The 14,009-nt window shown below is 44.0% G+C and carries 9 protein-coding genes; all 9 read left to right on the plus strand.

Annotated features, from left to right (window positions below; translation table 11 throughout):
• Positions 1 to 208: 208 nt before the first annotated feature.
• The 9 genes from NDI33_RS10635 to NDI33_RS10675 all read left to right on the plus strand — a co-directional run bounded on the left by NDI33_RS10635 (position 209) and on the right by NDI33_RS10675 (position 13,988).
• Positions 209 to 763 (plus strand): DUF6658 family protein, encoded by a 555-nt coding sequence (locus NDI33_RS10635; protein ID WP_190414873.1) that lies wholly within the window; start codon positions 209 to 211, stop codon positions 761 to 763.
• Positions 764 to 863: 100 nt separating this feature from the next.
• Positions 864 to 1,460, plus strand: a complete 597-nt coding sequence (locus NDI33_RS10640; protein WP_190414872.1) for a DUF6658 family protein — start codon at positions 864 to 866, stop codon at positions 1,458 to 1,460.
• 363 nt (positions 1,461 to 1,823) lie between these two features.
• Complete coding sequence (locus NDI33_RS10645) at positions 1,824 to 2,804, plus strand: HetZ-related protein 2 (RefSeq protein ID WP_190672288.1); 981 nt, start codon at positions 1,824 to 1,826, stop codon at positions 2,802 to 2,804.
• A gap of 184 nt (positions 2,805 to 2,988) precedes the next feature.
• Positions 2,989 to 4,383 (plus strand): hypothetical protein, encoded by a 1,395-nt coding sequence (locus tag NDI33_RS10650; protein WP_348245639.1) that lies wholly within the window; start codon positions 2,989 to 2,991, stop codon positions 4,381 to 4,383.
• Positions 4,380 to 5,735: a DUF1822 family protein gene (locus tag NDI33_RS10655; RefSeq protein WP_190672293.1), complete on the plus strand. Its 1,356-nt coding sequence runs from the start codon at positions 4,380 to 4,382 to the stop codon at positions 5,733 to 5,735. The genes NDI33_RS10650 and NDI33_RS10655 overlap by 4 nt, the downstream gene beginning before the upstream one ends.
• Positions 5,736 to 5,802: 67 nt before the next feature.
• Positions 5,803 to 8,265, plus strand: coding sequence for a CHASE2 domain-containing protein (locus tag NDI33_RS10660; RefSeq protein ID WP_190672296.1), 2,463 nt, complete (start codon positions 5,803 to 5,805; stop codon positions 8,263 to 8,265).
• Complete coding sequence (locus NDI33_RS10665; RefSeq protein WP_190529064.1) at positions 8,258 to 9,019, plus strand: DUF928 domain-containing protein; 762 nt, start codon at positions 8,258 to 8,260, stop codon at positions 9,017 to 9,019. Before NDI33_RS10660 ends, NDI33_RS10665 begins: the two co-directional genes overlap by 8 nt.
• A gap of 95 nt (positions 9,020 to 9,114) precedes the next feature.
• The gene (locus NDI33_RS10670) at positions 9,115 to 11,685 is read left to right on the plus strand and encodes a CHAT domain-containing tetratricopeptide repeat protein (protein ID WP_190672301.1); all 2,571 of its coding nucleotides are present in this window, start codon (positions 9,115 to 9,117) and stop codon (positions 11,683 to 11,685) included.
• A 113-nt stretch (positions 11,686 to 11,798) separates the two neighbouring features.
• A complete protein-coding gene (locus tag NDI33_RS10675; RefSeq protein WP_190672303.1) occupies positions 11,799 to 13,988 on the plus strand; it encodes a caspase family protein in 2,190 nt (729 codons plus the stop codon).
• Positions 13,989 to 14,009: the final 21 nt, after the last annotated feature.

Raw genomic sequence — 14,009 nt, forward strand, 5'->3', positions numbered from 1 at the left:
AGCCAAGTTCTAGGCTGAGCGATGTTTTTAGCTGGCATGGTCGCGAACCAACCAATATCACCGTAGTTTTGCTTATTTTTTGGGAATCTCTCTACGGTTAGAGAGAGGTTGCTTTTAGTTGCAACCAGAATGTGACCTGCGCTAGAGGTAGGAACACTGTAGCTTTTGTATTGTTTATGACAGTTCGTAAAAATCTTGGGAGTAGTGTGTGAAACACTTAACTGCTTTCTTTAAAAAACTACGGTTACGTCAAATATTGACCGTTTTTTTGGCAGGCGCGTTGCTAATTGTTACCAGCGCTTGTAACAATGGCGATTCTTTAGGGGCACGTCCACAAAATCCCCCCGTGCAAATGGGAGGGAACAACAATCCCCACAGCAATGGTGGAGATGGCTACACGAATTACAAAATGTCTACCGATCCTAACGTCAGCAAAACAGCGAATCCACGCGATCGCGCTGACTTGCAGATCCTGTCCAATCAGTTAATTGCTACCAGCGATTCTGAAATCCTCTACCCGGGTGCTGAGACACCAGCAGGTCGAGCAGCAAAGGAAAAAGAATTGCCCATAAAAACTTCAGAGGATTTTGAAGTCTCTGGAGCTGGAGGTCGTCAACCTATAATCAATCGCAGCGATCCTAATGCCAAGATATTAGAAAGTATCGGTGAAGAGTTCAAAGAGGCTTCCAGCTTCATCAAAGATAAATCAGATGAAGCCGGTCAGAGACCTGAAATGCAAAGCAACCCTGCTTTGCACAAATAAGCAAATAATTGAGATTTTCGATTGGCAGTCAATCGAAAATCTCGGATTGCAATGCTAACCAAAACAACCATTGACTCGTACAGAAAAAGGAGTTTTTTTGATGAACAGCGTAATTAATTGGTTGAAAAAAATCAACTTGGGCAAAATCCTGACCGTGTTTTTGTCCGCCACGATCATTTTTGTTACCACCGCTTGTAATGGTGGGGCACAAGCGAAGACCGCCGACCAAATTAGGGAGGACGTTCCTACAGGTGCCTTAACCAATGAGTATAAAGGTGGGATGAACGACTATAGCGATACCGATCCCAGAAGAGACACCTCAGGCGTAGCAGCTAAGGCAAAAGGCCTAATTGACAATGCTGAGCGCCACGTAATTGACGAGACCGATGACGTAGGTACAAACACCAAGCGGATTCTGGATAAGAAGGGCGAAAACGCTAAACAGTTCGGTGAGAATGTCAAGCAAAATACCGACGCAATTGGCGACAAAGCGCAAAAATCGGCTAGTGATTTCGCTAAGGGAACAAAGCAGGGAATTGAAAATCTCAAGGGCAATACTCAGGATGCAACCAAAGACCTGGGTAAAGGAACGCAGCAGGCAGCTGACAATGTCCAGGAAAATAGTAAATATGCAGGCAGAAATGTAATTGAGAGTGCTAAGCGGGCAGCAGACAAGGCTGCTGATGCGATTGATTAGCAGCTTCTGGAATTAAATAAACCCCAGACTCAATCAATGATTCTAGGGGCGGGATAATCCTGCCCCTATTTGCTTTTGTATCCCTATAGCGGTTCTAACTTGAGTGCTATATCACTCAGAACCTCACCCCCAGCCCCTCTCCGTTCACGGAGAGGGGAGAATATTGAACCCCTCTAGTTGAAGTGAAGGAAAGGTTGAAGGGCAAGGGTGGGGTTAAACCGTACTGCATCGAATAGAGAATTGTGATAGTACCCTGTCAGAGTTTCTCCGGGAGAATCCTTTCGGAGAAACCGGATCAAAAATACATAACCTCAGCCTGACTAAAGATATAGCCGAATAGAACACACACTCTCGGCTATTGAAATGAAAAAATTTCTAACCGTTGTGCTGTCTCCAACTGAGGTGGCGAAGCAGCTGGCATCTGACTGTCCTGGCTATAGCGCAGCAACCCATGAAAGTATTGCTCTGTGGCTGGTGGGAGAGGACGGAGAGCGTTTTGAAACGTTTAACGCAACTCAGAGGGTAATTGCCTTGCAAGCGATGGATTATCGCTATCGCATTTTACGGCAACGCTACTTAGACGTGGCACCAGAGCGTGCTTATTGCAACTTGACGACTCGGCTGGGGAGTTTAGTCTTGCTGAAGAATAAAATTCGGACTTGGGTGGCGCTATCGCGCGATCGCTCGGCAACGGTTGTCGATGTGTTGCAAGAAGTCATTCAGGAATTATTGCATCGCGATCGCTACATTCAACAGCAAATTGCCTGGATTAGCAAATGTACTTCAGACGCTCGCTTAGGCAACTCTCTACTGATGAGCAGCATCGAAGAATACTGTCTCAGACCAATTCGCAACCAGCCACTTTTAGTTTATAGATTTTTTAACTATCTACGTCGTTCCCGGCGGGGAGGGATGACTCATATCCCCGATGGTGAACTGGTGCGACTGATTTCTGAGGAAGTCGTGTCCCACGAGACAAACAATCCGGTGAGTTTCCTCGATATCCACGCAGTTGCCGAGTATCAAGAGAATCAAGCAATTGAAGAACAAATGTTTCTGCGGACAACCGTAAAGCAGGAGTTTTACAACTATTTAGCCGAAAATGTCAGTCGAGAAGCAGCGGTTTGGCTGGAACTTTACCTCGCTGGCAATTCTCAACAAGCGATCGCTCGCGCCTTGAATTTGCGGACTAGGGAAGTCTATCGTCTGCGGGAAAAAGTCAGTTACCATGCAATTCGCATTTTTGCTCGAAAAACAAAGCCGGAGCTAGTCGCAAGCTGGCTAAAACCCGCCGCAGCAGGTAGAACGTCTGAGCAACTTGTGGCGATAGGAATGGAAAAGTAGCCGAGTGAAGTTTGGGGAAAAGCGGGAATTTCTTGAAGATGTCACTCGCTTTGTTTAAAGTTATCCTTATCGTTTTTAGCCGTTCAATCAGCTCCCCCGAACTTGCCTCAATTGACTTTGATCGGCATCCTGGTTTACGCGAGGCAAGGATGAGGAATTTCAGAGTCGCTTTGCATTTGCACAATTGAGTGAAATAACGATGGGTACGGCATCGAGATACTGGCTGTTGATGAGAATTGATAGTTTCGGCAAGTGCCGAACTGAAGAAGTTGAGTTGGCAAAAGCCTTTTTCTTGACTCAATTTCCCGAACTCTCTGACCGAGAGGATATGCCAGACCGGGAAATTCAACGCCAACTCATGCAGTGGTTCCAGAACGATGACCCTCGCCGTCAGATGGCTGAGGTGTGTCTGCGCTGCTTTATCTCTCATCAAATTCAAGAATTTTGCTTAGAACTAGAGCAGAAGTTTGGCAAAAACCATGATTTCACCAGTATGGATCTGTTGCCGTTGGTACTCGATAGCACTTTGCGTTCTCCACGTCAGGAACTGGATGAAAGCCGGATAAACTATCCTTCTGTAACCGCTCGAATTTTGCAAACCTTTGACCCGGATAAGAGTAAATTATCGACTTGGACGGTCAGGATGGTAAAGAGCGATCGCTTCCTCAAACGATTCTTACTCGAACACGGAATTGAGCAAGTAACTGACTGGATGATTCTGAGTTACATGAACCCCGGACGATTACAGCGAGTTTTATTAGAGTTTGACCGGACACCAGCAGAAATCAACCAAGCACTTCAGCTACTTGATAGCTACCATCAGATTTATCGCACCCAACTTTTGCAGCACCGCAAGGCTGGAGAGAAAAGCCGATATCCAGACCCAACCGCCTCGCAATTGCGTCAAATGGCTGAACAATTGTCAGCCACTCGGACAATATTTCCCGAACAAATCTTAAGAGAATTGCAAGAACTCGCGCAGTTACTCAGAGCCGAACGCCTCCGGACTCGCAAAGGCTTACCGTTAGATAATTCAAGAAATTCCGCGGAAATAAATAGAACATCCTGTGAGGATAATTCTAATGAGCAATCTGAGTTCTTAGCAGGTTATCACCAGCAATTTAATACCTGTTTATCTCAGTCTGTCAAGCAGGTTATTCAAGCTCGCTTTATCTATTTGCAATCAAAAAAAAATCAGAAAGCGCAAAACTTCCTCAAGGCACTTCATTTATTTCACTGTCAGGGAGTTCCTATGAAAGAAATTGCTCCCCAACTTGGCTTAAAAGACCAGCCTCAAGTAAGTCGCCTGCTGGAACTCAAAAACTTACGCAGTGATATTGGACGCCGAACCTTATTGTGCTTGAGAGCTTGCGTTTTAAAGTTAGCTCAATGTTACGTTAATCCTGTGCAGCTCCAAGATTTGGAGTCAAAAGTCCAATTCATTTTAGATAAAGAGATTTCTACAGAGATTGAGAAGGCGAAAAAAGAATCTCACATAGGACACAATCGAGTGATGAACAGTCAACTAGCGGCAACTATTTGTAACCATCTGAATAGCCAGAAAGAAGAACGAGCATGAATTACTTAACAGATTTGACAGATGATTGGGTCGAACTTGAAGAATTGCCAGAAACAATTCCCTTAGAATCGGAGCAGCTTGACCAAGCTGTACAATTGAGCAACCAAGTAGGGAATGAAGACCGAAAATGGCAAATTTATCTTCAAGCTTTAAGTTTATTTAGTTTTGAAGAATGGCTGCGTAAACGAGAACCGGAGATTTATCTAGATAAAGAACATTCTTCAGTTTTACAACCTCAGTATGCTAATGCAATTGACGCCGTTTTTAATTTGAGAATTGGCGAATTTAAAGTTTGTTTAATTCCTACTATCACCTTAACCGATAAAGAAATCACTATCCCTAGAGCCGCAGTAGATTTACCAGAATTTGCAGCTCATTTTTATGTATTTATTGGTATTGAGGAAGAATTGGAAGTTGCAGCAATTAGAGGTTTTCTGCGTCACGATCAAATGATGAATTATTTACCACAATTAGAACCGGAATCTGATTGGAATTATCAGATTCCGGTTGCTTGGTTTAATCGCGAACCTAATGAACTATTGCTTTATTTGCAATGTTTAATTCCATCAGCAATTCCTTTACCTGAAATCCCAACGAATCGTCAGAATACCCTAGCTCGAATGCAGTCAACCCTATTAACATTATTACCCCAACTGCGTAACCGTCCTTTGTGGCAAGTCTTGACATGGGAGCAGGGAGCAACAGTCCTAACGACACCGGATTTACTTAATTGGCTCTACCAGCCGCTAACTGAGAATACAGCAACCGTTACCAATCATCTATCAGAGCTGCTCCAAATCTTGACTCAGCAAGCGGTAAATGTCAGGAACTGGTTACGCAACCAAGTGGATGAAGTAATGCAAGAATTGTCCTGGGAAGCCTTGCCAGCACCGTCTCCTTTGCGCGGAACTGAGCCACTAAGAGAGTTGCCAGCATCATTCTCCCTTCGCAGAAACGAACAAAACCCATCTCAAGAATTAGATGAAATTTTGATAGAAATTAGTCGCAATAATCAGTTAGAGATTCCAGCCAATACGGGTCGTGCTTACCGAGACTTAACCGTAGGAAATCGGGTGCGGCTGTATGCTGTTACCTGGTCTTTCCCGGATGATGATGGCTGGACGTTATTGCTGATATTGAAGGCGATTTCTGGAAATGAACCTGACGATGAGATGACGTTGCGAGTAAGCGATCGCGTGGAAGTTTTGGCAGAAGATACACTGCAATTAGATGGGGACGAGGACTATATTTTTACTCAAGTGGCGGGGACTTATCAAGATAAATTTCTCGCAACCATTACCTCAGAAACTGGGGAATTTCAAACTTTGCCGCCGTTTGAATTTATTTTATAACTCCTCGAAAATCATCAGAGGCAGGACAACTCCGACCTCCGCAAAATCCAAAATCCAAAATTAAGTGATGGATAGAATAGTTTTTAAGCTTAGGGTTAAGCAAGTTGGCACTGTTTGCGACTTTGAGTTGTCTTGGGGGAAAGGAAAAATACTCTCTGTAGAGCTGAATTATCCCCTCTCGCTGACCAGGAGTTACGAACAGTGGCAAAGCGCCTATCTCAACTACTATAGGCGGCTACGAGGGCACAAGGTCATCAGCGGTAAAGGCACTCTCCCAGTTGACCGACATCGCGAACTGGTGAATGCAGAGGTTCAGCTAGGGGAAGAATTTCAGCACTGGTTGCTCACTCCTGAATTAGTCAGTATTCGCCGCGAGATTGTCAAGGCGGCTCATAAACCGGAACATCATACGGTTGAGGTGTTCCTGACTTGCACTCCTCTAGAACTGGCGCGATTACCGTGGGAAATTTGGGAAATTGGGACGGATTTGGGTGCTACTCAACAAATACGTATTGCTCGCACTCCCGCGAATATTCTGAATGAACCCGTTCGTCCGATTCGCCGTAAAGCTAGGGTTTTAGCGATTTTAGGGGATGACACTGGCTTGAATTTGGAAGCTGATCGAGAAGCACTGCGATCGCTTGATCGTGTTGCAGATATCCAGTTGATTGGTTGGAAACGGAACCAGGGGAAAGCTGAACTGAATATCCCTAAGAGTATAGAGGCTCGATTTTTTGATGCTGATGCACTGAAAATGGAGATCCTCAAAGCGATCGCATCTGAGCCAGGTTGGGATATCTTATTTTTTGCCGGACACAGTAATGAAACTGTCCTGACGGGTGGAGAATTAGGCATTGCACCACACACCTCAATCTCGATTCGGGAAATTGAAGAGTCACTGAAACAGGCGAAAAAACGGGGACTTCAGTTTGCAATTTTTAACTCGTGTAGTGGCATGAATATTGCGGAATCCTTGATTAACTTGGGATTGAGCCAGGTAGCAGTAATGCGGGAACCGATTCACAATCAGGTAGCACAAGAATTTTTGGTGCAGTTTCTCGCCAGTTTGACTCAATACAAGGATGTTCATTCAGCTTTGCTGGAGGCAAGTTTATTTCTTAAACAACAGGAAAAGCATCTTTCCTACCCTTCTGCTTACCTGGTTCCCTCCCTATTTCGGCATCCAGAAGCCGAGCTGTTTTGCATTAAACCTTTTGGCTTTTTTGACACACTAAACCGCTGGTTGCCAACGAAAAAAGAAGCCTGTTGGCTAGGCGCTATCCTGTTTTTAAGTTTATTGCCACCCGTACAAAACTTATTATTAGAACCGCGCATTTTACTTCAAGCCTTCTATCGCCAAGTCACCTTCCAAGTGCCAGCCAAAGGAAGTTCACCCGTGCGACTTATCCAAATTGATGAGGAATCTTTAAAGGCTGATGCGGATAAAATTAAACAAATTTACCCTATCGATTATCGTTATGTAGCATTACTGTTGAATCGGGTTTCTGAATTAGAAGCTAAAACCGTCGGTATTGATTATATCTTAGATGATAAAAAACAACCAAATAACAGTTTAAAACTCAAGGAATCTGTACAGAATATTGTTAATAAAAATACTTGGTTGGTATTTGGTTCTGGAGAGGGAGAATCCACTCCTAGGTCAGGGGTAAGCAAGGATATTGCTAACCTCAATTGGAGTTTGGAAGGGGATATCATGTTCTTCCCTTGGTATGTTGAACTTTTGCCAGCAGAACCCAAAAGTTCACAGATGTATCCTTTTGCTTATCTCTTAGCTATAGCGTATGTGTTGAATCAAGAATTACCACTGAATTTACCGCAACCCAATTTGCAGGCTCGAACGAATTTTAATTTCTCAGCGATTAACTATTTAAATCAAATTAGCCAACCCAGCCAGAAAATAGCTTTTTTACAAGAAATTCGCCTTCATTCACTTACCCGCTTTTCTCAAAATTTTATTCAAGCGTGGTTGCATCCAATTATTGACTTTTCTATTCCCCCCGAATCTGCCTACGAACGCATTTCTGCCTGTAAGTTACTAGGAGATTGCCTAGGAAAAGGAAAAGTACCAGACACCTTTAAGAATGAAGTGGTGTTGATTACTCCAGGTGGATATAAAGGAGCCGGGTTAGAAGGAGAAAATGAAGATAATTATGCGATTCCTTTAGCTGTCGGTTTCTGGCGCGGTTGGGAGGAGGAAAATTTTCCTGGCGGTGAAGCTCATGCTTATATGCTTCATCATTTATTAACGCGGCGATTGGTGATACCTATCCCCGATTTATGGATGATTTTACTTTCAGGATTGCTGGGGAAAGGCGTAACGCTGATGTTACAGAATAATCTTCATCAACGGCAACGCTGGGTAATAAAGTTAGGAACGGCTACAACCATTTATATCATCGCCTCCTTGCAAATCTATATATCGGCGGCGATGTTATTACCTTGGTTTTTACCAACAGTTTTGTTTTGGAATTATATTCGTTTAGCATTCAGGAAAAAGTCTCATGTTTAACTTAAAAAAACTCCAATCCATTTTGTTAATATCTGCCTTGATTACAACTTCTTCCTCAGTGCCTCTACAAGCGGCAATCAGACAACAACCGCATCCCGTCCTAACAGAAAGCAATGAGACATATCTAGCTTTATCGTGGGGTGATATCTGGAAGAAATTACGTCGTAAAAGGAAAGGAGGGGGCGGGAGAGGAGGAGCGATTTGCGCGATCGCTCCCGCTAAACTGGTAGACGCAGATTCGCTGTATTCAAAACAAGGGGAAATCCTTGAGATTTGGAGCGATCGCCCTCTGTTTCTCTGGAATATCCCAGGTGGAACGGTAACGCGAATTGAGCTATCTCGTCAGGGGGATAAAGAGGCATTCTGGAACCGACCAATTAAAGGAGAGACAAGGGCGGTTTATGATGGGGAACCATTGCAACCTGGACAGTCTTATGTATGGAAGTTGTCTGCTTCAGAGCCGTACCCAATTGAAACCAGCGTCATGTTTCAAGTGATGGAACCGGAAACACGCGATCGCATTTCAGCCGAATTGATTTCAATAGCACTCGTACAGCAGCTTAAAGACCCATCACCAGAGGCTTTGGCAATGGAGAAAGTCTACTATTTTGCCGAACGCGAACTCTGGTCAGATGCGCTGCGGGAACTCTATTCGGTGCCAAATCCCTCAGCGGAATTAAGGAATGCGATCGCGCTTCTTCAAGCTCATGATTTCTGTGCAGAAGATGAGCCAAACGTTTCTGCATCTCAATAGGCTACGGCTTGGGTTTTTACATAAGTACCCCTTGCCCAAGGATATTATATGTAAGCGGACAATATCTTAAACGCTGCGATCGCACTCCTACAGCTATGGAATTAAAAAGATTTTTCTTGCTTGCGTCTAGCACAGTTCTACTGACTGGGTTGCAGACTTGTTGGCTGAATTTTCCGGTGACATTTAGTGGATCTGCGGTGATGGCGCAGACGGTTGAGGAGAGGAAGGCGCAAGCAGATAAACTTTATCAGCAAGGTAATCAGCAGTATAAGACTAGCCAATTTCAGGAAGCATTACAGTCTTTTCAAGAAGCGCTCTTAATTTATGGGGAACTAAAAGATACCAAAGGCGAAGCATTAACCGTGAACTACATCGGGTTAATTTATCGCAGTCTCAGCCAATATCCAGAAGCCCTGAAATTTTATCGGCAAGGTTTAGAGATTTTCAGAAAACTCGGCGATCGCTGGAACGAAGGAACTGCACTTAACAACATTGGCTCAGTTTATAGAAGCTCAGATCAATATGCTCAAGCACGAGATTTCTTTCAGCAAGCCTTATCTATTCGTCGAAAAGTTCAGGATCGCGAAGGCGAAGGGGTAACTCTTAGTAACCTTGGAACGATTTATCATGGTTTGGGTCAATATTCTCAAGCATTGGAATTATACGAGCAAGCCTTAGTTATTCGTAGAGAAGTTGGTGATTTTCAAGGTGAAGTAGTAACCCTCCTTAGCTTGGGAGTTATCTATTATGATTTAGGTCAATATAATCAAGCACTGGAAACTTATCAGCAAGCTTTGAATGTAAGCAGAAAAATTAATAACAAAAATGGAGAAGCTCTTGTTCTGAATTCAATGGGAACAGTTTATATGAGCCAGGGTGACTATTCCAAAGCATTAAATTTGTATCAGCAAGCTTTAATTATTGCTAGAAAAATTGGCGTGACTGGTCTGGAAGCAGCGCTACTCAACAATATTGCCGAATTTTATAGATATCAAGGTCAATATTCGCAAGCATTAGATTTTTATCAGCAATCTCTAGTTATATATAGGAAAATTGGCAGCTTTGGTGGTGAAGAAACAGCTATTAACAACATGGGTAAAACTTATGATAATCAAGGTGATTATTCCCAAGCGCTGAAACTTTTTCAACAAGCTTTAACTATTTCCAGGAAAATAGAGAATTATCCAGGTGAAGGACGAATTCTGAGAAATATGGGTAGTAACCTCTATCAATCTGGGAAGCTAGCGGAAGCTACAGAAACCCTAACTGCTGGAATTAAGGCTTTAGAGTCTCTACGGTCAGGATTGAGTGATAGCAATAAAGTATCAATTTTTGAAACCCAGGCTAGTATCTACCGTCTACTCCAACAAGTTTTTATTGCCCAAAATAACATTAATGATGCTTTAGAAATTGCTGAACGAGGGCGTGCAAGAGCATTTGTGGAGCTATTGGTAAAGAGATTATCTTCAGAAACTAGAGGTAACGTTACTTCCCCACCACCACCAAATATTGCCCAAATTACACAAATTGCCAAAGCTCAAAATGCGACTCTCGTTCAATATTCAATTATTGATGATGACTTTAAAAGTCAAAATAAATCGCAAGTCAAGCAAACAGACCTTTACATTTGGGTGATTAAACCTACAGGCGAAGTAACCTTCCGCAAAGTTGATCTAAAACCATTGCAGCAAAAAAATACCTCTTTAAAAGACCTTGTTAGCTCTAGCCGTGACTCAATCGGAGTAGACGATCGCAGTATTTTTAAAGCAGAAGTTGTAAATCCAGGTAATCAAGAAAACTCAGCCAAAAGCTTACAGCAACTTCATCAACTATTAATTTCGCCCATCGCCGACCTTCTGCCCACCGACCAAAATAAGCGTGTAATTTTTGTCCCGCAAGGTGAATTATTTGTAGTTCCCTTCGCCGCACTGCAAGATAAAGATGGCAAATACTTAATTGAAAAACATACAATTTTGTCCGCACCTTCAATTCAGGTACTAGAACTAACACGCGCCTCACGGGAAAAGGTGAAGCAAGCATCCGCCAAAGATGCCATTATCATAGGAAATCCCACCATGCCCAGCGTAGCGCCTAAAATTGGAGAAAAGCCGCAACAGCTAGCTTCCTTACCAGGAGCAAAACGAGAAGCCGAAGAGATTGCTCCTTTATTGAACACCAACGCCCTTACTGGCAATGCAGCCACCAAAACTGCTGTTTTATCACGAATATCTCAAGCTAGAATTGTGCATCTGGCAACCCACGGCTTATTTGATGATTTCCAGGGATTGCAAAGCGCGATCGCACTCGCACCCACTAGCAGCGATCGCGGTCTACTCACTGCCGAAGAAATCCTTAATCTGAAACTAAATGCAGATTTAGTTGTCCTGAGTGCTTGCAACACCGGACGCGGGCGCATCACGGGTGATGGGGTAATTGGACTATCCCGCTCTTTGTTTATCGCCGGTACTCCCAGCGTTGTTGTCTCCCTGTGGGCTGTCCCCGATGCTCCCACGGCTGAATTAATGACCGAGTTTTATACTAATCTTTACCAAAAGAAACTTGATAAAGCCCAATCCTTGCGCCAAGCAATGCTCAAGATGATGGAAACACACCGCGATAATCCTAGAGCTTGGGCAGCTTTTACCTTAATTGGTGAAGCTGAGTAGGAGCATCGGTTGAGTAATCAGAATTTACGTGTAGGGAAAAGCATATTCTTCCCAAAGGGTATACTTCGCCCCTACTTAAATATTCCCGAATAGGATACTAGGAGGAATTAGTAATGTCCCGTATTTCTCGCCGTCATTTTTTACAATTCGCTGGCTCAACTATAACTACCTTGGGATTGAGCCAGTTAGATATTATCAACAAAGGAAATCGTTACGCTCAAGTTCTGGCGCAAAATACCCCGCGCAAGCTCGCTCTTTTAGTGGGAATTAATGATTATCCAGCCAACGATCGCTTTCTTAGAAATCTGGAAGGATGCGTTACTGATGTCGCTTTGCAAGAAGAACTCTTGGTTCATCGTTTTGGTTTTAATCCCAGTGATATTATCAAGTTGACGAGCAATCAATCTCCCACTCAACAGCCGACTCGCAACAATATTTTGGCAGCGTTTGAAGAACACTTAATTAAACAAGCTAAACCGGGAGATGTGGTTGTTTTCCATTTTTCCGGTCACGGTTCTCGATTGCGCGACCCAAATCCTATCCAAGGTTGTGCTAATCGGGCATTCAATGATGAATTTAATAGCACTTTAGTCGTTGCCGATGAGGGGCAAAAAGATTTGGCACCAGACATCATGGGGCGCACTTTGTTTCTGTTGATGTCGGCTTTAAACACAGAAGATGTCACCGTCGTACTAGATAGTTGTCACTCTGGCGGTGGTACTCGTGGTAACTTTCGAGTGCGTTCCGTACCTGGTGATAAACTCAATCCCAGCCCTGAAGAAATCGCCTATCAAAAAGGCTGGATGGAACGGCTGCAACTGTCCGAAGCCGAACTCTCTCGTCGTCGCTGTGCAGGTGTTGCCAAAGGGGTTGTTTTTGCCTCTGCTCAACGAGAAGAAGAAGCTTTAGATGCTGAGTTCGATGGCTTTTCTGCTGGTGCGTTTACTTACCTGATGACGCAGTATCTCTGGCAAAAAAACGATACGGTGGGAAGCGCGCTCGCTCAAATCACTACTGGCATAAATTCGCTGTCTAGTCAAGTTCCTTTAGCAGATGGCGACCCCAAAAAACCAGTTTATTTCATCAACAAACAACTCCCTCCGACTGATGCCGTAATTACCAAAGTAGAAGCCGATAAGGCAACTTTGTGGTTGGGAGGAGTAGACTCTGAAAGTCTAGAAGCTTTCCAACCCGGTGCCACATTCGCAATTGTCGATGACAAAGGGCAAACATCGGGAAAATTGCAATTAATCTCTCCTCGTAGCGGCTTAAGGGGAGAAGCAAAACTGGTAGACAAAGCAACTAATACATCTCTAAAACCAGGGACGCTGCTGCAAGAAGCAAGTCGGGTTGTGCCAGCAGATTTGAAGTTAAGCATTGGTCTCGATCCGTCTTTAGCAGGAGAGACGAACGCGGCTAAACAGGAACTCTCCGCGATTAATCGCATTGCAGCGGTGCCTGCACAACCGGGAAATGTCCCCTATCCGGGAGGGGTGCAGTACATCTTCAGTCGGATGACGGCAGATTATCAGCAAAAACTGCAAAAGCAAGGGGCAAATCTTCCAGCCGTCGGCAGTATTGGTTTATTTACCGAAGGACTGGAACTGGTGCCGAAATCCTTTGGCGAACCAGGGGAAACGGTAACGGCAGCTGTGGAGCGTCTGGCAGCTAAACTCAAATCTCTGTTAGCAGTTCGGATTATTAAAAAGACTTTGAATGCCGATTCTTCGCAGCTTTCTGTAGAAGTTTCGATGAACTTGGTAGAACAACCCAATCAAACCCTTGCTAGAACTTCCAGTCGAGGTAGAAACACTCGTCAGGAGTTGGAACAAACTTATGCTAATAAGTTACCAGTGAATAAACTATTTCAGTTTCGAGTTACCAATCACGAGTCTAGCGACCTCTATCTGACCACTCTACTGATTGACTCGACTGGGGGATTAGTGGTGGTGTTTCCCTATCAGTGGCCTGCGTCAAATGAGACGATGAAATTACGACCCAATCAAACGCAACTAATTGGCGACCCGCAACAGATGAAATTGAGAGCGATCGCAACCGGAACAGGAGAAGCGCTGGTAATTGTCAGCCGTTCACCCCTAGAAAGAGCTGTCAAGACATTAGCATCTCTCGCCGCTGAACTAAATCAAGATAGAGGAGCGTTGGAGTTAAAAGAGCCAGTTGAGGTGATGGGCGATTTACTTGATGATTTGAGTAGCGATCGCGGTGGAATCGCTGTAGAAGCCATACCCATGAACACTTCAGAGATGGCTACTTTGTCAATCGCCTTTGAGGTGAGCGATTAACGACTCACGGATTTTAGGGGG

Origin of the sequence: Trichocoleus sp. DQ-A1 (assembly GCF_039961955.1) — a bacterium.
Classification (GTDB): domain Bacteria; phylum Cyanobacteriota; class Cyanobacteriia; order Cyanobacteriales; family FACHB-T130; genus FACHB-T130.